Annotated in this window: 15 protein-coding genes; 6 read left to right on the top strand and 9 right to left on the bottom strand. The window is 70.3% G+C overall.

Annotated elements, in window-relative coordinates:
• Positions 1–14 precede the first annotated feature (14 nt).
• The 4 genes from coaE to rpsA all read right to left on the bottom strand — a co-directional run bounded on the left by coaE (position 15) and on the right by rpsA (position 5,180).
• On the bottom strand, positions 15–635 hold the full coding sequence (gene coaE / locus OG226_RS36095) for a dephospho-CoA kinase (protein WP_329351185.1): 621 nt from the start codon (positions 633–635) through the stop codon (positions 15–17).
• A 99-nt stretch (positions 636–734) separates the two neighbouring features.
• Entirely contained in the window at positions 735–1,673 is a 939-nt protein-coding gene (locus OG226_RS36090) for a PAC2 family protein (protein WP_328683981.1), read from the bottom strand.
• 135 nt (positions 1,674–1,808) lie between these two features.
• Positions 1,809–3,335, bottom strand: a complete 1,527-nt coding sequence (locus tag OG226_RS36085; protein ID WP_329353615.1) for a flavin monoamine oxidase family protein — start codon at positions 3,333–3,335, stop codon at positions 1,809–1,811.
• Between the two features lie 333 nt (positions 3,336–3,668).
• Positions 3,669–5,180 (bottom strand): 30S ribosomal protein S1, encoded by a 1,512-nt coding sequence (rpsA, locus tag OG226_RS36080; protein WP_328683980.1) that lies wholly within the window; start codon positions 5,178–5,180, stop codon positions 3,669–3,671.
• Positions 5,181–5,571: 391 nt separating this feature from the next.
• Here rpsA and OG226_RS36075 point away from each other — a divergent pair, with 391 nt between their 5' ends.
• Positions 5,572–6,396, top strand: a complete 825-nt coding sequence (locus OG226_RS36075; RefSeq protein ID WP_328686535.1) for a class I SAM-dependent methyltransferase — start codon at positions 5,572–5,574, stop codon at positions 6,394–6,396.
• 83 nt (positions 6,397–6,479) lie between these two features.
• Positions 6,480–9,011 carry an ATP-dependent helicase HrpB gene (gene hrpB, locus OG226_RS36070; protein ID WP_328683979.1) on the top strand — a complete coding sequence of 844 codons (2,532 nt, stop codon included), beginning with the start codon at positions 6,480–6,482 and terminating at the stop codon, positions 9,009–9,011.
• Here the strand turns inward: hrpB and OG226_RS36065 are convergent.
• From OG226_RS36065 to OG226_RS36055, 3 genes are all read right to left on the bottom strand, one after another.
• Positions 9,001–9,993, bottom strand: coding sequence for a DUF3068 domain-containing protein (locus OG226_RS36065; RefSeq protein WP_328683978.1), 993 nt, complete (start codon positions 9,991–9,993; stop codon positions 9,001–9,003). The genes hrpB and OG226_RS36065 overlap by 11 nt on opposite strands.
• Before the next feature lie 66 nt (positions 9,994–10,059).
• On the bottom strand, positions 10,060–10,194 hold the full coding sequence (locus OG226_RS36060) for an SPW_0924 family protein (RefSeq protein ID WP_106437209.1): 135 nt from the start codon (positions 10,192–10,194) through the stop codon (positions 10,060–10,062).
• Between the two features lie 167 nt (positions 10,195–10,361).
• Complete coding sequence (locus tag OG226_RS36055) at positions 10,362–12,095, bottom strand: lytic transglycosylase domain-containing protein (protein WP_329351184.1); 1,734 nt, start codon at positions 12,093–12,095, stop codon at positions 10,362–10,364.
• 262 nt (positions 12,096–12,357) lie between these two features.
• Between OG226_RS36055 and OG226_RS36050 the strand changes: the two genes are divergently transcribed.
• A complete protein-coding gene (locus tag OG226_RS36050) occupies positions 12,358–13,221 on the top strand; it encodes a DUF4184 family protein (RefSeq protein ID WP_329351183.1) in 864 nt (287 codons plus the stop codon).
• Here OG226_RS36050 and OG226_RS36045 read toward each other — a convergent pair.
• Together OG226_RS36045 and polA are read right to left on the bottom strand one after the other, a co-directional pair.
• Positions 13,184–13,591, bottom strand: coding sequence for a hypothetical protein (locus OG226_RS36045; RefSeq protein ID WP_329351182.1), 408 nt, complete (start codon positions 13,589–13,591; stop codon positions 13,184–13,186). The two genes, OG226_RS36050 and OG226_RS36045, sit on opposite strands and share 38 nt — an antisense overlap.
• A 632-nt stretch (positions 13,592–14,223) precedes the next feature.
• Positions 14,224–16,962, bottom strand: a complete 2,739-nt coding sequence (gene polA / locus OG226_RS36040; protein ID WP_329351181.1) for a DNA polymerase I — start codon at positions 16,960–16,962, stop codon at positions 14,224–14,226.
• A 944-nt stretch (positions 16,963–17,906) separates the two neighbouring features.
• Between polA and OG226_RS36035 the strand changes: the two genes are divergently transcribed.
• The 3 genes from OG226_RS36035 (at position 17,907) to OG226_RS36025 (ending at position 21,537) form a co-directional block, all read left to right on the top strand.
• Positions 17,907–20,186 (top strand): FdhF/YdeP family oxidoreductase, encoded by a 2,280-nt coding sequence (locus OG226_RS36035; RefSeq protein WP_329351180.1) that lies wholly within the window; start codon positions 17,907–17,909, stop codon positions 20,184–20,186.
• A gap of 61 nt (positions 20,187–20,247) precedes the next feature.
• Positions 20,248–20,736 carry a PaaI family thioesterase gene (locus OG226_RS36030; RefSeq protein ID WP_328683972.1) on the top strand — a complete coding sequence of 163 codons (489 nt, stop codon included), beginning with the start codon at positions 20,248–20,250 and terminating at the stop codon, positions 20,734–20,736.
• Positions 20,737–20,865: 129 nt separating this feature from the next.
• Positions 20,866–21,537 (top strand): hypothetical protein, encoded by a 672-nt coding sequence (locus OG226_RS36025; RefSeq protein WP_328683971.1) that lies wholly within the window; start codon positions 20,866–20,868, stop codon positions 21,535–21,537.
• Positions 21,538–21,681: the final 144 nt, after the last annotated feature.

Here is a 21,681-nt window from a genome sequence, read left to right as displayed (position 1 = left end):
CGCAGAAAGGGCCGCTATTCCTGGGGTGGCTGCTGGGGCGCGTGCGCCCTGCGTACGAGTTCGGCCCATACGTCCCGTACGCGCCGCTCCAGTGCCTCCAGGGGTACGTCGTTGTCGATGACGATGTCCGCGATGGCGAGCCGCTTCTCGCGCGTCGCCTGGGCGGCCATACGCGCGCGTGCGTCGTCCTCGGTCATCCCCCGCAGCCGGACCAGCCGGTCGAGCTGGGTCTCGGGGCTCGCGTCGACGACGATCACCAGGTCGTACAGCGCGGCGAGGGCGTTCTCGGCGAGGAGGGGGACGTCGTGGATCACTACGGAGTCGTCGGCCGCGGCGGTTTCGAGCTCGCGGGAGCGCCTGCCGACCAGGGGGTGGACGATCTCGTTGAGGACGGCCAGCTTCTCGGGGTCGGCGAAGACGATGGAGCCCAGCTTCGGCCGGTCCAGGCCGCCGTCCACGCCGAGCACGTCCTCTCCGAAGGCCTCGACGACCGCCGCGAGCCCGGGAGTTCCGGGCGCGACGACCTCGCGCGCGATGCGGTCGGCGTCGATCAGCACGGCGCCGTACCCCACGAGCAGCCGCGACACTTCACTCTTACCGGCACCGATGCCCCCGGTGAGGCCGACCTTCAGCATGAACCGAAGCCTACGGCCTGTCACTGACAGGGCACACGGCGACCGGCAGTCACCCGGTGATCGTCGGCGACCACCCAGGACCCGTCCCGCAGACAGGCCCTAGTTGTCGCCCTCGCGCTCCGCCAGGAAGCGCTCGAACTCCTGCCCGATCTCGTCCGCCGACGGGATCTCGACCGGCTCGGCGAGCATGTTGCCGCGGCTCTCGGCGCCCGCGGCGGCGTCGTACTGGTGCTCCAGGCCCTGGACGAGCGCCACGAGTTCCTCGTCGCCCTCCTGGATCTGGCGGTCGATCTCGGTCTGGGTGCGGTGGGCCTCGGTGCGCAGGGAGTGCGCGATGCCCGGGAGGACCAGTCCGGTGCCGGCCGTGATGGCCTCCAGGACGGTCAGGGCCGCGTCCGGGTACGGGGACCGTGCGATGTAGTGCGGGACGTGCGCGGCGACACCCAGGACGTCGTGACCGGACTCCATGAGGCGGTACTCGACGAGCGCCTCGGCGCTGCCGGGGACCTGCGCCTCGTCGAAGGGGCTGCGGTGGCCGGGGACGAGGTCGTTGCGGTTGCCGTGCGGGGTGACGCCCACGGGGCGGGTGTGCGGGACGCCCATGGGGATGCCGTGGAAGTTCACGGACAGCCGGACGCCGAGCCGCTCCACGATCTGCTGGACGGCCGCGGCGAAGCGCTCCCACTCCACGTCCGGCTCGGGCCCGGAGAGGAGCAGGAAGGGAGCTCCGGTGGCGTCCTGGACGAGTCGTACGTCCAAGGTGGGCTCTTCGTAGTCGGTCCAGCGGTCCCGCTTGAAGGTGAGCAGCGGGCGGCGGGCCCGGTAGTCGACGAGCCGGTCGTGGTCGAAGCTGGCCACGAGCTGGTGGGGCAACGTATCGAGCAGACGTTCGACGATCTGGTCGCCTGTCTCGCCCGCGTCGATGTATCCGTCGAAGTGGTAGAGCATGACAAGACCGGCCGACTCCTGTGCGAGCGCCATGTCGACGACTGCCAGGCCCTTCGGCTCCCATGCGTACAAACCCTGCGGATCAAGCACAGTGACCGCTCCTCCTCGTGTTCGTACTGCACAACGCCCTCCAGGGCATGGGCATTCCCGCCCATGCCCCTGATCAGGCACCTCTTACGGGCTTTTCACGCGCCGCTCCCCTGTGTCACCGGGAGGCTGTCCACGTCACGAGGACAGCACGCGCGCGTGGAGTGCGGTCACGGCCTTGCGGGCGGAGGAGAACGCGCCGTGCTGCCAGGCGTCGGTGTAGCTGAGCCAGTCGCCGGCGAAGTAGACGCGTCCGGTGGGGTCGTTGAGCGGCTTGTAGCGGACGTCGTCGGGGCCACCCGGGGTGTCGTGCCATGCGGCCTCCAGGTGGGGCGTCTGACGCCAGTGATGGGAGAAGGACGATGCCAGTTCGCTGCGGTACTTCTCCCCGTAGATCTTCACGCCCGCGGCCACCGCACGCTCTTCCCGCCCCTTGGGGGTGAGCTTCGCGTAGGAGTCCGCGTTGTCGTCGTAGTTGTAGTACCCGATCAGAACCCCTCGCTCACCGTGGAAGCCGTAAGAAGGGTGCCAGATGTGGGTGACGTCCTGGTCGGTCTCGGTGATACCGCCGTAGATCCGGTGATCCAGTTCCCACCAACGGGACTTGTACTCCAGGCCGATCTTCGCTGCGGACGACGGGGTGATCGCCTCCAGTGCGGTCTGGACGCCGGTGCCGAGGTTGTGCGGGATCTTGGCGAGGATGTTGGGCGGCAGGGCGCCGACGCAGTAGTCGGCCTGGACGACCTTCGTACGGCCGCCCTGGGTGTAGGTGACCGAAACACCACTCCCCTTGTCGGTGATTTTCGAGACGACCGCTCCGGTACGGATGCGATGCGCGCCGATCACCCGGGTGAGGGCCTTCGGTATCCGGTCCATGCCGCCGACCGGCTGGAACATCAACATGGCCTGGTCGAAGCCGAATTCGAAGGAGAAGTAGCGGCCGACACCGCTGGCGAAGACCTCGGAGGCGGAGGGCACGTCCCCGAGCAGCACACCAGGAGTGCCCGCGGCGGCCGGAATGGTCGAGTAGCCGCGGAAGTCACCGCCTTCATAGGTCAGTTTGTCCCCGAGTTCTCCCCACCCCTTGAGGAACTCGACGAGCTTCTCCTGGTCGGTGGCGGTCAACTCCCTGTCCAGGGCGCCCTTGTCGGTGGCCTTGGCGAGCAACTCCGAGACATGGCCGTAGACATCGGCCTTGGCGGTGCGGTAGCGCTGGGGCCCGGTCATGCCGGTGGACTCGTTGTAGATGTACGCGTCCGCGTTGACGTTGGTGAACACCTCGATGGGGACGCCGAGTTCACGGCAGTAGTCGAGGGTGACCATCCACTGCGGGATCCGCGCGGGGCCGCAGTTCATGTAGTGGCCGTCGGCGAAACGGGCGGTCTGCCGGTTGCCGTGGAGGTCGGTCGTGGTGTCGCCGCCGCGGACGGTGAAGTTGCGGCCGCCGGTACGGTCCCTGGCCTCCAGGATCGTACAGTCGTAGCCGGCCTTGCCCAGTTCGTACGCCGTGGTCAGTCCGGCGATGCCACCGCCGACGATGACGACCTTGGCCGCGCCGCGTCCGGTGAGATGGAAGTCGCCGGCGCTCAGGGCGCGGAAGGGCTGTTCCCGCTGGGCGGCCTGCGCGGTGGGGGCGAGCCCGAGGGCCCCCATGGTGGCGAACATCGTGCCCGCGCCGCCGGTGAGACCCACGTTCCGTAGAAAAGCACGTCGGCTCTGGTTCCCTGCCAAGGTCCGGCTCCCCTCTCCGATCACGAATGACCGAGGAAGCGTCCCAACGACCCGTTACGCCAAGGCAGTTACTGATGTATCCCGCACGTTTCCACAAAGTCGAGGGAAACCCTGGCAGGGGCGCGGGGCTGTATCGATGTGCGGCTCCGCCGCGTGGGCGCTCAGCCCCCACCGGCCCGCAGTCGCATCACGATCGGCCGCGCACACGACTGAGGGACCGCACCCCGAAAGGTACGGCCCCTCAGTTCAAGAGCTACTGCTCAGTGATCAGCTCTGGCCGCCGGCCAGCTTCTCACGCAGGGCAGCGAGCGCCTCGTCCGACGCCAGCGCACCGGAGGTGTCCGCACCCTCGGAGGAGTACGAACCGCCACCGCCGCCACCACCGGCCGCGGCCGGAGCCGCACCCGCCGTGTCGACGCCCTCGGCCGCCGCCTGGGCGTCGGCCTCGCGGGACTTGATGACCTGCGCCTGGTGCTGCTCGAAGCGCTGCTGCGCCTCGGCGTACTGGGTCTCCCACACCTCGCGCTGGGATTCGAAACCTTCGAGCCAGTCGTTGGTCTCGGGGTCGAAGCCCTCGGGGTAGATGTAGTTGCCCTGGTCGTCGTACGACGCGGCCATGCCGTACAGCGTCGGGTCGAAGTCGACCGTGGCCGGGTCGGCACCGAAGGCCTCGTTGGCCTGCTTCAGCGAGAGGCTGATGCGACGGCGCTCAAGGTCGATGTCGATGACCTTGACGAAGATCTCGTCGTTGACCTGGACGACCTGCTCCGGGATCTCCACGTGGCGCTCGGCCAGCTCGGAGATGTGCACCAGACCCTCGATGCCCTCGTCCACGCGGACGAACGCACCGAACGGAACCAGCTTCGTGACCTTGCCGGGCACGACCTGGCCGATCTGGTGGGTGCGGGCGAACTGCTGCCACGGGTCTTCCTGGGTCGCCTTCAGCGACAGGGAGACGCGCTCGCGGTCCATGTCGACGTCGAGGACCTCGACGGTGACTTCCTGGCCGACCTCGACAACCTCGGAGGGGTGGTCGATGTGCTTCCAGGACAGCTCGGAGACGTGGACCAGACCGTCGACGCCACCCAGGTCCACGAAGGCACCGAAGTTGACGATCGAGGAGACCACACCGGAGCGGACCTGACCCTTCTGGAGGGTCGTGAGGAACGTCTGGCGCACCTCGGACTGGGTCTGCTCCAGCCAGGCACGGCGGGACAGGACCACGTTGTTGCGGTTCTTGTCCAGCTCGATGATCTTGGCTTCGAGCTCCTTGCCCACGTAGGGCTGGAGGTCGCGGACACGGCGCATCTCGACGAGAGAAGCCGGCAGGAAGCCACGGAGGCCGATGTCGAGGATGAGACCACCCTTGACGACCTCGATGACGGTACCGGTGACGATGCCGTCCTCTTCCTTGATCTTCTCGATGGTGCCCCACGCACGCTCGTACTGCGCGCGCTTCTTCGAGAGGATCAGGCGGCCTTCCTTGTCCTCCTTCTGGAGAACAAGGGCTTCGATCTCGTCGCCGACCTTGACGACCTCGTTCGGGTCGACGTCGTGCTTGATCGAGAGCTCGCGGCTCGGGATGACACCTTCGGTCTTGTAACCGATGTCGAGGAGAACCTCGTCCCGGTCAACCTTGACGATGACGCCATCGACGATGTCACCATCGTTGAAGTACTTGATCGTCTCATCGATAGCGGCGAGGAATGCTTCCTCGTCACCGATGTCGTTGACCGCAACCTGCGGGGTGGTGGCGGTGGTCTCGGTGCTGCTCGTCATGTGGGAAAGGGCTCCGGTACGGACATTGAAGTCGTAGGTACTGCTCACGCCGAGAGCCGTTTTCGCTTCGCTCCGCAGACGGCCGGACAGCCAAGGAAGCGCCGATCCGGAACACCAGGTGTCCGGTGGCGCCTCGAAAACCGAGGGGTCGTACATACAGATGCGAGCGCAACCTGCTACGTCTGAGGTGCGCAGGCCCGTAGCGCAACTTGTAGCATACGGGGGCAGCCAGGCAGGGTCAATGCGCGAAGGCGCACACCCGGGGCGGATCGCCGCATACCCGGCACAAAACGTGTCCCGCGAGGCCACGCAGGCCTGAACCACCCCTTCAGTGACGCCACCGGGGACAGCCGCACCGTAGAGGTGACGGAAGAGTACGACGAGGGAGCCGATCATCCAAGAGCCCGATGCGTTCGAGCCGGAAGCCACCCGACGTGACGCCGACGTCACCGAGAGTTCCCGGGCCAACCGGGGCTGGTGGGACCGGAACGCGGACGACTACCAGGTCGAGCACGGCACGTTTCTCGGCGACGACCGCTTCGTGTGGGGCCCCGAGGGTCTCGACGAGGTGGAGGCCGAACTCCTCGGCCCGCCCGAGGAGCTGAAGGGCAAGGACGTCCTGGAGATCGGCGCCGGCGCGGCCCAGTGCTCGCGCTGGCTGACCGCCCAGGGTGCCCGCCCGGTCGCCCTGGACCTCTCCCACCGCCAGCTCCAGCACGCGCTGCGGATCGGCGGATCGTTCCCCCTGGTGTGCGCCGACGCCGGCGCGCTGCCCTTCGCGGACGCCTCCTTCGACCTGGCCTGCTCGGCGTACGGGGCGCTGCCGTTCGTCGCCGACCCGGTGCTGGTGCTGCGCGAGGTGCGCCGGGTGCTGCGGCCCGGTGGCCGGTTCGTCTTCTCGACCACCCACCCGTTCCGCTGGGCGTTCCCCGACGAGCCGGGCCCCGAAGGCCTGACGGTCTCCGCCTCGTACTTCGACCGCACGCCGTACGTCGAGCAGGCCGACGACGGCAGCGCGGTCTATGTGGAGCACCACCGGACGATCGGTGACCGCGTCCGGGACATCGTGGCGGCGGACCTGCGCCTGGTGGACCTGGTCGAGCCGGAGTGGCCCTCCTGGAACACGGCCGAGTGGGGCGGCTGGTCTCCCCTGCGCGGCAACCTCATCCCCGGGACGACGATCTTCGTGTGCGAACGCGACCGCGAGAACACCTGAAGGGCCGGAACAACGGAGGGGCTGAACTGAAAGCGGGCACGCACGCGTAGAGGTCGTTTCGCACCGCGTACGACACTGGGGTCGTGATCCGCTACGACGCCCTCGACGCGCTGCCCGTCCGCAGTGCCCTGCCCGGACTCGACGCCGCCCTGGAGGCGGGCGGTGCGGCCGTGCTCGTCGCGCCGCCCGGCACCGGCAAGACGACGCTGGTGCCGCTCGCGCTGGCCGGGCTGCTCGGCGAGGGCCCCGCGCGGCGGGTGGTCGTCGCCGAGCCGCGGCGGATCGCGGCGCGGGCGGCGGCCCGGCGCATGGCGTGGCTGCTGGGCGAGAAGGTCGGCGAGAGCATCGGCTACACCGTGCGCGGCGAGCGGGTCGTCGGACGGCACGCACGCGTGGAGGTCGTCACGACCGGAGTGCTGCTCCAACGGCTCCAACGCGACCAGGAGTTGACCGGCGTCGACGCCGTGGTCCTGGACGAGTGCCACGAACGCCACCTCGACGCGGACACGGTGGCCGCCTTCCTGGTCGACGTACGGGAGGCCCTGCGGCCCGAGTTGCGGCTCGTCGCGGCGTCCGCGACCACCGACGCGCAGGGCTGGGCCCGGCTGTTGGGCGATGCGCCGGTGATCGAGGCGGAGGGTGTCGCGTACCCGGTGGAGGTCGTCTGGACGCCCGCACCACGTCCCGTACGACCGCCGCACGGCATGCGCGTGGACCCGGCGCTACTCACGCACGTGGCGTCGACGGTACGGCGGGCGCTGGGTGAGCGGGACGGGGACGTGCTGTGTTTTCTGCCCGGGGTCGGGGAGATCGCGCGCGTGGCCGGGCAGTTGGGCGACCTGGGCGGGGCCGAGGTGCTCCAGGTGCACGGGCGGGCACCGGCCGCCGTACAGGACGCGGTGCTGTCGCCGGGGGCGCGGCGGCGGGTGGTGCTCGCGACGTCCGTGGCGGAGTCCTCGCTGACGATTCCTGGTGTACGGGTGGTCGTCGACTCGGGGTTGGCGCGGGAGCCGCGGGTCGATCACGCGCGCGGGCTGAGCGCGTTGGCGACGGTACGGGCGTCGCACGCGGCGGGGCGGCAGCGGGCGGGGCGAGCAGGGCGTGAGGCACCGGGAGCGGTGTACCGGTGCTGGGGCGAGGCCGAGGATTCCCGTCTGCCGCGTTTTCCGGCGCCGGAGATCAAGGTGGCCGACCTGACGGCGTTCGCGCTTCAGGCGGCGTGCTGGGGGGATCCTGGGGCGTCGGGGCTGGCGTTGCTCGATGCGCCTCCCTCCGGGGCGATGGCTGCGGCGCGGGATGTTCTGGCGGCCGTGGGTGCCGTCGACTCGGGTGGGCGGGCCACGTCTCGGGGTGTGCAGTTGGCTCGGCTGGGGCTCCATCCCCGGCTGGGGCGGGCCTTGTTGGACTCGGGTCCGGCCGGCGCCGAGGTTGTCGCGCTGCTCAGTGAGGAGGCGCCGCGGGCCTACGGTGACGATCTCGCCGGGGCTTTGCGGAGTGCCCGGCGTGGAGGGGACACCTATGCCGGGCGGTGGCGTGCCGAGGTTCGGCGACTGCGGGCCGTGGGGGCGGAGATTTCCCACCGACCCACCCGAAACCCCGCGCCGACAAAGGTGAATGTCGAGGCTTCGGCGGGTGCCGCACATGACGACGCGCTCGTCGGACTCGTCGCCGCCCTCGCCTACCCCGAACGCGTTGCCAAAGCCGACGGCGGTTCCTACCTCCTCGTCTCCGGCACCCGTGCCGAAGTCGGTGACGCCAGCGCTCTTCGCGGGGCACCCTGGATCGCGGTCGCCGTGGCGGACCGGCCGATCGGCAAGGGGCACGCACGCGTGCAGCTCGGAGCCGTGGTCGACGAGGAGGCCGCCCGGTTCGCGGCCGGGGCGCTGCTCAGCGAGGTGGACGAGGTCCACTGGGCCGGCGGCGATGTCGTGGCCCGGCGCGTCGAGCGGCTCGGGGCGGTCGAGTTGGCGGTGCGGCCTCTGAAGAACGCCGATCCCGTTGCCGTACGGGATGCGCTTGTTGAAGGGCTGCGGCAGGAGGGGTTCGGGCTGTTGCGGTGGTCCGCCGATGCTCAAGTCCTGCGGCAGCGGCTGGCGTTCCTGTACTCGGCTGTCGGGGAGCCCTGGCCCGATGTGTCCGACGATGCCCTGCACACGCGTGTGGACGAGTGGTTGGAGCCGGAGTTGGGGCGGGCTCGGCGGCGGGGGGATCTGGGGCGGATCGAGGCGGGGCAGGGGTTGCGGCGGTTGTTGCCGTGGGCCTCGGGGGACGCGGGGCGGTTGGACGAGTTGGCTCCGGAGCGGTTCCTCGTGCCGAGCGGGTCCAGGATCCGGATCGACTACGGGAATCCCGAACAGCCCGTGCTGGCCGTGAAGTTGCAGGAGATGTTCGGGCTTCACGAGTCGCCGACCGTCGCCGGGGTGCCCGTACTCGTGCATCTGCTGTCCCCCGCCGGGCGGCCCGCCGCCGTCACGGCCGACCTCGCTTCCTTCTGGAAGGACGGCTACAAGGGCGTGCGGGCCGAGTTGCGGGGGCGGTATCCGAAGCATCCGTGGCCGGAGGATCCGGCTGCCGCCGCGGCCACCCGGTTCACCAACGCGCGGCTCAGGCGGTGACCGGTTCCGGTTCGTGGACCTCGGTGGGGGCGGGGTCTCCGGGGCGCCTGCTGCGGGCCTCCAGGTAGAGGGAGAGGGCCAGCAGGAGGAGGCCGAGGGTCAGGAAGCCCCAGGGGAGGTAGGAGACCATCAGGAGGACGAGGGTGCGGTTGGACTTCACCAGGGCGACGGTGTGCTTGATGTAGTCCTCGCGCATCTTCACGTCACCGGCGAACGCCGTCACCTTGACCCGGCCCCCCAGGAGGGTGCCGCCGCGCAGCTCCTCCTTGTGGATCTCCTCGCCGTAGACCGGTGCTCCGGTGACGGGTTCGACCCAGAACCTGCGGACCGTGGTGTACCAGCGGGTGGTTCCCGTCTTGGCGACGGACTCCGGGGTGATGCCCTTCACGGGCATGGTCCTGGGGAAGGGGACCTTGGTCCAGGGGATGGTCTGCTCGAAGTAGTAGACCTTGACGCCGCGGAAGTTCTCGGTGTCCTTGTAGTGGATGGGGTTGGTGGTGCGGGTCTGCGCGTCGAAGTACTCGTAGTCCCGTTTCTGCGTCAGGAACGGCCACTTGAACTCGATGCCGTCCCGTTTCACCGGGTCGCCGTCGACCATCTCGCCGGTGGCGTGGACGGGGTCCTGGGTGTGCGCGTCGAAGATGTAGCGCTCGGGGATGGACGACACCATCTTGCCGTCGGGGCCCTGGACGTAGGACAGGCCGTCCCAGACGACGACGTCCCGGCCGGTCGTCTTGTCGATCTTCTTGGCCGCCTCCACGTCGCCCTTGAGGGTCTGCACGATGGTGACCTTGGGGACCGTCTTGGCCTGCATGGTGCCGTAGTCGAGGAGGGTGGCGTTCTTCGCCTCCAGGACCATGTCCTGGTACTGGTTCGCCGGGATCTTGGCCAGCCGCGGGAAGGCGTACCAGCGCAGCAGCGGGGACAGCGCCGTGAAGAACACGGCGAGGGCGAGCAGGATCAGGCTGGCCTTGCGGCGCATCTCGGCCTCCTTCCCTGGCGGTTGAGCGCACCCGTAAAGGGCTCGCGTAAACGCTTGCGCAAGCGTTTACGGGTGCGCGGGAACCGTCGTCAGCAGCGGTTTCGGGGAGGTCTTGCCCATCGGTGAGCCCATCGCGGTGATGGTCAGGACCAGCGCGAACGCGAGCACGAGTCCGGTCGCGGCGGCGATCAGAGCGCGCATACCGGGCCTCCCGACAGACAGAAACCGAATGGATCCAGGAACTGATAGGTCGTCAGGTCCGGCACCGTAGCAACGCACGGGCGAGATGAGAACACGTTGCACACACGACAAAAGCGCCCGCCCGCCGAAGCGGAGGGGCGCCCTCGTCCTACGGTCGTGCGGCCGGACTACGCGCTCGGTGACACGGACGGGCTCGGGCTCGCGCTCGGACTGGACGACGAGGTGTCGGCCGCCGCCACGGTCAGTTCGACCGTGAGGGTCGCGCCGCCCGTGGTGGTGATCCGGAGCAGGAAGGTGCCGGTGGTGTCGTCGGCGTACAGCTTCGGCAGCTTCAGGAGGCCGTCGGCGTCCGTGGCCAGGCCCGTGAGGGTGCGGACGGTCTTGCCGTCCGCGTCCTTGAAGTAGGGGCCCTTGTCGTTCTCGGTGGCGTCGTCGGCGGCCTTGATCAGGGTCGCGGTGGCGGCGACCTTGTCGGCGACCGCGCCGTTCTCCGTGGCCTTCACCTCGACCTGGTCGGCGAACTCGCCGCCCGAGGTGCAGGTCAGCGCCGTGGTGCTGGTGCGGACCAGGGTGTCGGCGACGCGGGGCGTGACGCTGGCCGTGTAGTCGAGACCGGCGATCGTACGGCCGACGACGGTCGCGCGGACGGTGAAGTCACCGGTGGTCTCGCCGGCTTGGAGGGCCGGGGCGACGGCCACACCGGAGGCGTTGGTGACGACCGTCGCGACCTTCTCGCCGCCGACGAACGTGGCGTCGGTGGTCCCGACGATCGTGAACCGGATCCTGACCTTGCCGACAGCCTTGCCGGCCGAGGTCTTGGCGCTGGTGCTGATCTTCTTGCTGAACTGGTCGCCCGCCACCGCGGTGAGCTTCGCCGTACCCGCGTCCGCCAGCTTGGCCACCGTGTCGGTGGGGGTCGGCGTGGGCGTGGGCGTCGGGGTGGGCGTCTGCGTCGGGGTACCCGGCGTCGAAGGGTTCGACGGGGTGCCCGGCGTGGAGGGGTTCGACGGGGTGCTCGGAGTCGACGACGAGGGCGGAGTCGTAGGACTGGACGGGGAGTTGTCGTCGCTGCGGCCCGACGGCACGGTGCCCGTGCCGTCCGGGACCGAGTGGGTGCCCTTGCGGTAGTACTCCAGCCAGGACAGGACCGTGTTCAGGTAGTCCGTCGAGTTGTTGTAGCTGAGGATCGCGCTGCGCAGGCCCGCGTCCGTCGACAGGTTCCAGTCGTTGCGGCACAGGTAGTGGCCGGCGGCGAGGGCGGCGTCGTAGACGTTGTTGGGGTCCTTGACCCCGTCGCCGTTGCCGTCGCGGCCCGCCCAGGCCCAGGTGGACGGGATGAACTGCATGGGCCCGACGGCCTGGTCGTACGTGCTGTTGCCGTCGTACAGACCGTGGTCGGTGTCCTTGATGAGCGCGAAGCCGTTGCCGTCGAGCGCGGGGCCCAGGATCTTGGAGGTCGTGGTGCCGTTCGCGTCGACCTGGCCGCCGCGCGCCTGGCCGGACTCCACCTTGCCGATGGCGGCGAGGAGTTGCCAGGGCAGGTTGCAGCCGGGCTTGGAGGAGGCGAGTTCGGTCTCGGCCTTCTTGTAGGCGTCGAGGACGGTCGCCGGGATGCCGGCCTCGGCCTCGCCCACCGAGACCGGGGTCCCTATGGACGGCGGCTGGCTGGTGCTCGGGCTCGGGATGGGGCTGCTCAGGGGCGGGAGGTCCGTGTAGTACGGGGAGTCTCCGGTGGCGCTGTGGTCGGTGGTCCCGTCGGGCGTCGCCTGGCCGGTGGCGAGCGTTCTGTGGCCGCCGGTCACCGCCGGAGCCTGGGACGCGGACAGTGCCGCGACCGCTGCCGCGGCCACCGCCGTCGTCGCCGCACCCTTGCGCAGCCGCCTGCCGAAATGCGCCGTCATGGAGTGAACCCCTCCCAGGGACGCCCGAGCGCCCGTCCTTGTCTGTTGCCTCTGCGCCTGTTGTGACGGTCGACCCGCCTCGTAGGTTGCCCTCGTGGTGCTTTTCGGATGGTGTGTACTTCTGTTCCGGTGCCTCCGCCCGCCCGTGCTCCCCTGCGCGGGGACCCAGGCGACCCTACGACAACTTGCTTTGCACGGGCACCCGTTCGTGACCGTTATTCACCGCCTGGCCATATGCCGATGTCTCCTACGGGGAGCCCTGTTGCCGTTCACTTTGAGTCATGCCGCCGCCGTACTGCCCGCCGTGCGCGGCGACGGAAGGGGGCGCGGCCGTCTCGTACCGGCGGTGCTGGTGGCGGGTTCCTTCGCCCCCGACATGACGTACTACGCGGCGAGTGCGGTCCCCGGAGCGATGGAGTTCGGGACGGTCACGCACTCCTTCCCGGGCGTCCTCACGGTCGACGTCGCGATCACCTGGGCGACGGTCGGCCTCTGGCTGCTCCTGCGCGAACCCCTGGTGGCCTTGCTCCCGCGCGCCCGCCGGCCCCCGACGGCGACCCTGTTGCGCTGCGGCGCTCCACGCGCGCGTGCGACCCCGTCACTGGCCGCGTGGTGGTACGTCTCCGCGGTCATCGGCGGCCTGACCCACGTCGTGTGGGACGCGTTCACCCACCACGACCGGTGGGGCGTACGCCTGTTCCCCGTCCTGGACCGGGAGTTGGGCGGCAGGCCCCTCTTCTCGGCCCTGCAGTACGGCAGTTCGGCGCTCGGCGCGCTCCTGATCACCGCGTTCGTGGTGCGTGCGCTACGACGGGTTCCGGCCACCGAGCCGGTGGGTGTACCCGTGCTGTCGGTACGGGACCGGTGGGCGGCCGGGATCGTCCTGGCCGCCTGCGCCCTGATCGCGGCGGCGGAACGGGCGTCGACCTGGTGGGCCTACTGGGGCTCGACGGCAACCCCCTGGGACCTGATCCCGACCGTGTGCTTCGGAGCGGGGGCGGGACTGGCGCTGGGGGTGCTGCTGTACGCGATCGGTGTCCGGGTGTGGCGGCCGGCCGCGGCCGTGCGGCCTGGTGACCTGGACGGGGTCAGCGCGGGGCGGAGCCGTCCGGCGGGGTCACGATGAACACCGTCATGGTGTGCGCGGCGGGTGACCTCGGGAGCCGGCTGAGGACGAGGTCCAGGTAGCCGCGCCCCAGTTCGGCCCAGAGCCGCCAGACGGGGGTGCCGGTGGGGGTGATGGCGGGTCCCTGGGGGTGTCTGACCTGTTCCCGGGGGTCCACGTCCGTGTCGTCCCGGAACGTGAGGCGCTGCCGGAGTCCTGCGGCCGTGTGCTGGACGGCCATCGCGAGGTCGGCGGGGATGCGCGCGGTGCTTGCCCTGGCGGCGAAGGCCGGAGCCGGCGGTCGAGGCGCACCCTTCGCGCCGGCGGCACCCGCTGCCTGTATCTGAGTCCGCACCCGACCTGTCCGGCGATGGAGCATGCGTATACCCATGCCCGCATCCTTACGGTCGCCGGGGGCGAGGGGCGCTTCCGGCGGGGCCACGCGGGTGACGGGCCCTCCGGGGGTTGGGCGGTGGTTGTGCGGGGGGTTTCTGTGGCCGGGGTGGGTGTTTGTGCCGGGCGGGGTGGGTTGCGGGCGGCCCGGGAGAGGTGGGGGCGCGCGGGCTGGGGAGGGAAGCGGTGCCGAGTGCCCTGCGGGCGGCACGAGACAGGTTGAGGTGGGTTCGGCACCGCCGGGATGGGCTGTGGTGGGTGCTCGCCGTTGCGACGGGAATCTCTTGCGGGCCGGGTCCAGGAGCGGGGGTTCGGCACGGGTGAGACGCACGGCGGTGAGCGTTCACGGTGTCACGGCGGAGTCTTCGCGCGGGCCAGGTCAAACAACCCCCGAGAGGCAGTGCCATACCGGCAGGCGCGCCACGGAGAGCGTTCACGGTGTCACGGCGGGATTTTCGTGCGGGTGGACCGCGCAGGCGGGTCTCCGCAGGCGGGGCGGGGTGCGTTGCGGGGGTGGGCACCACAGGTCCCTCCCAGGGCGCCCGCGCGGCGCCGCGTCCCATCCCGGCCGGCACACACCCACCCCCGGCCGGGGAAACCCCCCGCACACCCCCGCCCGACCGCCGGAGGCTAGTGCGCGGCCGACTCCCAGTCCGGGCCCACGCCCACCGAGACGTCCAGCGGTGCCCGGAGGTGTACCGCGCCGGCCATCGCGTGGCGGACGAGTTCCTCTGTGGCCGTTCGTTCGCCGGGGGCGATCTCCAGGACGATTTCGTCGTGGACCTGGAGGAGCATGCGGGACTTGAGGTCGGCCTCGCGCAGGGCGGTGTCGACCTTGAGCATGGCCATCTTGACGATGTCCGCCGCGGTGCCCTGGATCGGGGCGTTGAGAGCCATGCGCTCGGCGGCCTCGCGGCGCTGGCGGTTGTCGCTGTTGAGGTCGGGGAGGTAGCGGCGGCGGCCGAAGAGGGTCGCCGTGTAGCCCGTCGCCCTCGCCTCGTCGACCGCGCGGCGCAGATAGTCCCGTACGCCGCCGAAGCGCTCGAAGTACGTGTCCATCAGGACCCGCGCCTCGCCCGCGTCGATGTTCAGCTGCTGGGAGAGGCCGAAGGCGGACAGGCCGTAGGCGAGGCCGTACGACATCGCCTTGATCTTGCGGCGCATCTCCGCGTCGACCGCGGAACCCTCGACCGAGAACACCTGCGAGGCGACCGTGGTGTGCAGGTCCTCTCCCGAGGTGAACGCCTCCAACAGGCCCTCGTCCTCGGAGAGATGGGCCATCACTCGGAGTTCGATCTGGCTGTAGTCCGCGGTCATGAGCGATTCGTAGCCTTCGCCCACCACGAAGCCCCTGCGGATCGCCCTGCCCTCGTCCGTGCGGACCGGGATGTTCTGCAGGTTCGGGTCCGTCGAGGAGAGGCGGCCCGTCGCGGCCACCGTCTGGTTGAACGTGGTGTGGATGCGGCCGTCCGTAGCGATCGTCTTGATCAGGCCCTCTACGGTGACGCGCAGCTTCGCCTGTTCGCGGTGGCGGAGCATGATGACCGGCAGTTCGTTCTCGGTCTGGTTGGCCAGCCAGGCGAGGGCGTCCGCGTCCGTCGTGTAGCCGGTCTTCGTCTTCTTCGTCTTGGGCAGGCCGAGTTCACCGAAGAGGACTTCCTGGAGCTGCTTGGGCGAGCCGAGGTTGAACTCGTGCCCGGCCGCCGCGTGCGCCTCCTTCACCGCCTGCTGCACGGCGCCGGCGAACATCTGCTCCATCGCTTCGAGGTGTGCCTTGTCGGCCGCGATGCCGGACCGCTCCAGGCGGGCCAGCAGGATCGAGGTGGGCAGCTCCATGTCACGGAGCAGGTCCGCCGCGCCGACCTCCTGGAGGCGTTCGCCGAAGGCACCCCCCAGGTCGAGGATCGCGCGGGCCTGCACCATCAGGGCGTCCGCCTCGGCGCCGTCGTCCGCACCGAAGGCCAGCTGACCGTCTGCCGTGGCGGCGGGGGCCAGCTCGCGGCCGAGGTACTCCAGAGACAGCGCGTCCAGGTCGAACGAGCGACGGCCGGGCTTGACCAGGTAGGCGGCGAGCGCGGTGTCCATGGAGATGCCGGCGATCGTCCAGCCGTGCTCGGCGAAGACCCGCATCGCGCCCTTGGCGTTGTGGAACACCTTGGGGCGGTCGGCGTCGGACAGCCAGGCCGAGAACGCGTTCTCGTCGCTCTCGTCCAGTTCGGCGGGGTCGAACCAGGCGGCCGCTCCCCCGGCGGTGGCGAGCGCGACCTCGGTCACCGAACCGGAGCCGAGCGCCCAGGTGTCGACGGTGGCGACACCGAGCGGCTCGGTGCCGTAGTCGGCGAGCCAGCCGGTCAGTTCGCCGGTGCCGAGGACCGAGCCGTCGACCGCCACACCGCTCTCGGCGGGCGGGGTCGCGTCGGCCTCCTCATTGCCCGGGTCGACGGCCAACAGGCGCTCGCGCAGGGAGGGGTTGCGGATCTCCAGGGTGTCGAGAACCATCGCGAGGGCCGTGCGGTCGTACGGAGCGCGCTCCAGGTCGACGACCGTCTTGGGCAGTTCGACGTCCTTGACCATCTCGGTGAGGCGGCGGTTGAGCTTGACGGCGTCCAGGTGGTCGCGGAGGTTCTGCCCGGCCTTGCCCTTGACCTCGTCGACGCGCTCCACCAACTCCTTGAACGAACCGAACTGGTTGATCCACTTCGCGGCGGTCTTCTCGCCGACGCCGGGGATGCCCGGGAGGTTGTCGGACGGGTCGCCGCGCAGTGCCGCGAAGTCCGGGTACTGGGCCGGCGTCAACCCGTACTTCTCGACGACCTTCTCCGGAGTGAACCGGGTCAGCTCGGAGACGCCCTTCGTCGGGTACAGGACCGTGGTGTGGTCGGACACCAGCTGGAACGAGTCGCGGTCGCCGGTGACGATCAGCACGTCGAAGCCCGCGGCCTCGGCCTGGGTGGCGAGCGTGGCGATGACGTCGTCGGCCTCGAAGCCGTCGACCGCGAACCGGGACACGTGCATCGTGTCGAGCAGCTCGCCGATCAGCTCGACCTGGCCCTTGAACTCGTCCGGGGTCTTGGAGCGGTTCGCCTTGTACTCGGTGAACTCCTCGGAGCGCCAGGTCTTGCGGGACACGTCGAAGGCCACCGCGAAGTGCGTGGGCGCCTCGTCGCGCAGGGTGTTGGCCAGCATCGACGCGAAGCCGTAGATCGCGTTCGTCGGCTGGCCCGTCGCGGTGGTGAAGTTCTCCGCGGGCAACGCGAAGAACGCGCGGTAGGCCAGCGAGTGCCCGTCCATCAGCATCAGCCGTGGACGGTCTCCGCCGGAGGTGTTCCCGGAGGTCTTGTCGGTCTTCTTCGATGCTGTCTCTGCCACGACCCCGATCCTGCCACGCCCCACTGACAGTCGGAGTCACGGTCACCGCGTCGGAGGTCACGGTCGCGACGGCGGGCTCGCGTCGGCGGCGGCGGAAGCGGTTGTCGCGACGGCGGGAACGGCGGGAACGGCGGCCGAAAACGTCGTGGCCCTCGACGCGGAGGCACATGCGGAGACGGAGGGGGCCGGGGCGAAGGCAGTCCCCACGGAAGGCGAAGGCGGTGGGCCCGGTCGCCTCGCGGCAACGGCCGTAGGAGAACCGGTCTCCAGCTGACCGCGTGGCCACGCGCGCGTGAAACGTGAACGAGGTCCTTCCGCCGCGAGGTACCGAGGCGATCGACCCCGCGCGCGTGAAGAGGGCACAAGCTGCGGTTGGGGGTGAGCGAGGGTGTCAGCATCGACCCCGCGCGTGAAGAGGGCACCGTCCCTGATGCTCCCGGGCCGGACGGACGCCGAATCGACCCCGCGCGCGCGAAGAGGGCACCGTCGCCGCGCATGAGCGGGGTCCCCGTCGCCGCAGCGGACCCGGGCGGACGCGTCCCACCCCGCCCCGCCGCCGTGAAGGTCGGACGGACCGGCACAGCCCGCCGCAGCACAGGCCGGACGGACGGCGGCACGCACAGCGGCGAAGGCCGCCGGACCAGCGGCCCCACAGTGGCGAGGAGCCGGACAAGCCCGCCCCACTCCTCGCCCCGCACCGCCTCACACACCCGCTGCCCCGCACCACGCCTCGCCCACCCCACCCTGCACACCCGCCGCCCCGCACCGCCCCTCGCCCCACCCCACCCCACACACCCGCCGCCCCCCACCACCCCTCCTTACACACCCGCCGCCCCCGTCCCACCCCCGAACCCATAGATCCCGCGAACCGACCTCGGCGTTGTCACTGCCCCGTGCGAGGATCGGAGACGTAGCGCACATGTGCCAGCGAAGGAGGGCCCGCGATGGCCACGAAGCCGCCCAAGGGTGATCCGGTCCAGGACGCCCCGCAGGTCACCGAGCCCAAGCACGCCGCGGCCGGACTTCCGGCGATCGGGCACACGTTGCGCATCGCCCAGCAGCAGATGGGGGTCAGGCGCACCGCGTTGACGCTGCTGCGGGTCAATCAGAAGGACGGCTTCGACTGCCCGGGCTGCGCCTGGCCGGAGCCGGACCACCGGCACGCGGCGGAGTTCTGTGAGAACGGCGCGAAGGCGGTCGCCGAGGAGGCCACCCTGCGCCGGGTCACCCCCGAGTTCTTCGCGGCCCATCCGGTGGCCGATCTCGCGACCCGCAGCGGGTATTGGCTCGGCCAGCAGGGGCGTCTGACGCATCCCATGTATCTCCCCGAAGGGGCCGAGCACTACGAACCGGTCTCCTGGGAGCGTGCCTTCGACATCGTCGCCGAGGAGATCGCCGCCCTCGGCTCCCCCGACGAGGCGCTGTTCTACACCTCGGGCCGGACCAGCAACGAGGCAGCGTTCCTGTACCAGTTGTTCGCGCGGGAGCTGGGCACCAACAACCTGCCCGACTGCTCCAACATGTGCCACGAGTCCAGCGGTTCGGCCCTGAACGAGACGATCGGCATCGGCAAGGGCAGCGTCCTGCTGGAGGACATCTACCAGGCCGACCTGATCGTCGTCGCCGGCCAGAACCCGGGGACCAACCACCCGCGCATGCTCTCCGCCCTGGAGAAGGCCAAGGCCAACGGCGCGAAGATCATCAGCGTCAACCCGCTGCCCGAGGCGGGCCTGGAGAAGTTCAAGAACCCGCAGACCCCGCAGGGCATGCTCAAGGGCGCCGCCCTCACCGACCTGTTCCTGCAGATCCGCATCGGCGGCGACCAGGCCCTCTTCCGCCTCCTGAACAAGCTCATCCTCGAGACGGAGGGTGCGGTCGACCAGCCCTTCATCGACGAACACACGCACGGCTACGAGGAGTTCGCCGCCACCGCGCGGGACGCCGACTGGGACGAGACGCTCCTCGCCACCGGGCTGACCCGCCCGGAGATCGAGAAGGCCCTGGAGATGGTCCTCGCCTCCGAGCGCACCATCGTGTGCTGGGCGATGGGCCTCACCCAGCACAAGCACGCCGTCCCGACCATCCGCGAGGTCGTCAACTTCCTTCTGCTGCGCGGCGACATCGGCCGCCCCGGCGCCGGCGTGTGCCCGGTGCGCGGCCACAGCAACGTGCAGGGCGACCGCACGATGGGCATCTTCGAGCGCCCCGCACCCGCCTTCCTGGACGCCCTGGAGAAGGAGTTCGGCTTCGCCCCGCCGCGCGAGCACGGCTACGACGTCGTCGCCGCGATCCGCGCCCTGCGCGACGGCGACGCGAAGGTCTTCTTCGCCATGGGCGGCAACTTCGTGTCCGCGTCCCCCGACACCGAGGTCACCGAAGCCGCCATGCGGCGCGCCAGCCTCACCGTGCACGTGTCGACGAAGCTGAACCGCTCGCACGCCGTCACGGGCGCGCGTGCCCTGATCCTGCCCTGCCTGGGCCGCACCGAGCGCGATCTCCAGGGCGGCGGCGAGCAGTTCGTGACCGTCGAGGACTCCATGGGCATGGTGCACGCCTCGCACGGCCGCCTGGCGCCCGCGAGCAAGCACCTGTTGTCCGAGCCGGCCATCGTGTGCCGCCTGGCCCGTCGCGTCCTCGGCGCCGAATCCCGCACGCCCTGGGAGGAGTTCGAGAAGGACTACGCGACGATCCGCGACCGCATCGCCCGCGTGATCCCCGGCTTCACCGACTTCAACGCGCGCGTGGCGCACCCCGGCGGCTTCGCCCTCCCGCACGCCCCGCGCGACGAACGCCGTTTCCCGACCGCGACCGGCAAGGCCAACTTCACCGCCGCGCCCGTCGAGTACCCCGAACTCCCCGAAGGGCGCCTGCTGTTGCAGACGCTGCGCTCGCACGACCAGTACAACACCACGATCTACGGCCTCGACGACCGCTACCGGGGCATCAAGAACGGCCGGCGGGTCGTCATGGTCCACCCCGACGACGCCGCCCGGCTCGGGATCGCCGACGGGTCGTACGTCGATCTGGTCGGCGAGTGGAAGGACGGCATCGAGCGGCGGGCGCCCGGTTTCCGCGTCGTGCACTATCCGACGGCCCGGGGCTGTGCGGCCGCCTACTACCCGGAGACCAACGTCCTGGTCCCCCTGGACGCCACCGCCGACACCAGCAACACCCCGGCCAGCAAGTCCGTCGTCGTACGTCTGGAACAATCGGTCACCGACTGAGCGTTTGCTCAGTCGTCGGTCAGGTGCACCAGCCGGACGCAGGACGAACGGAGTCGGCCCCATGGGCGAGCAGCAGCACGGGAAGTTCCCGCAGGACGTCATCGACGAGTACTCGGCCCTCGGCGTCGACCTGGTCGCCCTCTTCTCCGCGGGGCACCTCGGGACCCGGATGGGCGTGGAGATCGTCGAGGCGTCCGCCGAGCGCGTCGTCGGCACCATGCCGGTCGAGGGGAACACCCAGCCGTACGGACTGCTGCACGGCGGCGCCTCCGCCGTCCTGGCCGAGACCCTCGGCTCGCTCGGGTCCATGCTGCACGGCGGCAGCACGAAGCTCGCCGTCGGCGTCGACCTGAACTGCACCCACCACCGAGGCGCCCGCTCCGGCCTCGTCACCGGCGTCGCCACCCCCGTGCACCGGGGCCGCTCGACGGCGACGTACGAGATCGTGATCAGTGACGAGGACGGGCGACGGGTGTGCACCGCGCGGCTGACCTGCATGCTGCGGGACATCAGGCCGGGCGACCCGGTCCCCGCACCCACCGCGAACTGACGTCCCCGCGCGAGCCGTTCGCGGCCGGGTCCACGCGCAGGCCGCGAACCGGCCCCGGACCGGAGGATCTTGACCCCGTCTTCCGCACCCCCGTCCGCTCCCCTACCGTTTCCCCATGAGGCTGCCGGCATGAGCGGTATCGGGCCCGTCGAATCCGTCGACTCACCGGAGAGGGACGGGAGTTACGAAGTCATCGGGGGTGACTCGCCCCGCCTGAGCGACCATTGGCACACCCTGCCGCGGCGTTCCCGCACGGCCGTGCTCGCGGCGGGCACGGTCGCCGCAGTGGCCGTCGGAGCCGTCCTCCTGCCGCCCTTCCACGACGGGCGGCAGGACGACCCGACCCCGCCGGTCCCGTGGCCCGCGAACATCACCGAATGGCGCTACACCGGGCTCGCCCAGACCACCGACACCCCCACCACGACCGGCTTCTTCCGCTTCGCCGTCACGGTGGACAGCGGACCCCCCGTCGCCATCCGCGTCATCGGCGCCGCCTTCGACGGGCTCACCGCCCAGGCCGTCCCGGCCCCCTCCTTCACCGTCCGCACCGGCACGACCCGCCGCGTCACCGTGGAGATCTCGGTTTCCGACTGTTCCGGACTGCCCCTGAATGCGGACCTCGCCTTTCTGGACGTAACGCTGCGTAACACGCGCGCAATACAACACCACAGTTTCATCTTCGGCAGCGCCTACTCCAAGGACCTTTCCCAGCTCCTCCACAGGGCCTGCGGCACGACAAAAGCCAGGCCAGGCCCACGGCCAAGCGGAAGTGCAGGTTCTCAAAATGTGGACCGCGGCTGAATTCCGCCAAACCGGCCGAGACCCACCCTCCGCGATCCCCGCCAACCTGCACGTCATAACAAGAAAGTCACAAGCCAGCGCACGACGATGCCCATGCCCACAGACCGGGCTTAGAGTCACGGCCAGTCACCGCTCCATCGGGAG

It is taken from the genome of Streptomyces sp. NBC_01261 (assembly GCF_036226385.1).
Taxonomy (GTDB): Bacteria; Actinomycetota; Actinomycetes; order Streptomycetales; family Streptomycetaceae; genus Streptomyces.
This window is presented reverse-complemented; position numbering and strand designations above follow the sequence as displayed.

Bases quoted from the DNA above. Each gene is read 5' to 3' on its own strand.
- rpsA (WP_328683980.1), bottom strand. From the start codon at position 5,180: ATGACGAGCAGCACCGAGACCACCGCCACCACCCCGCAGGTTGCGGTC.
- OG226_RS36035 (WP_329351180.1), top strand. From the start codon at position 17,907: ATGGCCACGAAGCCGCCCAAGGGTGATCCGGTCCAGGACGCCCCGCAG.
- OG226_RS36055 (WP_329351184.1), bottom strand. From the start codon at position 12,095: ATGACGGCGCATTTCGGCAGGCGGCTGCGCAAGGGTGCGGCGACGACG.
- OG226_RS36045 (WP_329351182.1), bottom strand. From the start codon at position 13,591: ATGGGTATACGCATGCTCCATCGCCGGACAGGTCGGGTGCGGACTCAG.
- OG226_RS36030 (WP_328683972.1), top strand. From the start codon at position 20,248: ATGGGCGAGCAGCAGCACGGGAAGTTCCCGCAGGACGTCATCGACGAG.
- OG226_RS36085 (WP_329353615.1), bottom strand. From the start codon at position 3,335: ATGTTCGCCACCATGGGGGCCCTCGGGCTCGCCCCCACCGCGCAGGCC.
- OG226_RS36065 (WP_328683978.1), bottom strand. From the start codon at position 9,993: ATGCGCCGCAAGGCCAGCCTGATCCTGCTCGCCCTCGCCGTGTTCTTC.
- OG226_RS36060 (WP_106437209.1), bottom strand. From the start codon at position 10,194: ATGCGCGCTCTGATCGCCGCCGCGACCGGACTCGTGCTCGCGTTCGCG.
- coaE (WP_329351185.1), bottom strand. From the start codon at position 635: ATGCTGAAGGTCGGCCTCACCGGGGGCATCGGTGCCGGTAAGAGTGAA.
- OG226_RS36025 (WP_328683971.1), top strand. From the start codon at position 20,866: ATGAGCGGTATCGGGCCCGTCGAATCCGTCGACTCACCGGAGAGGGAC.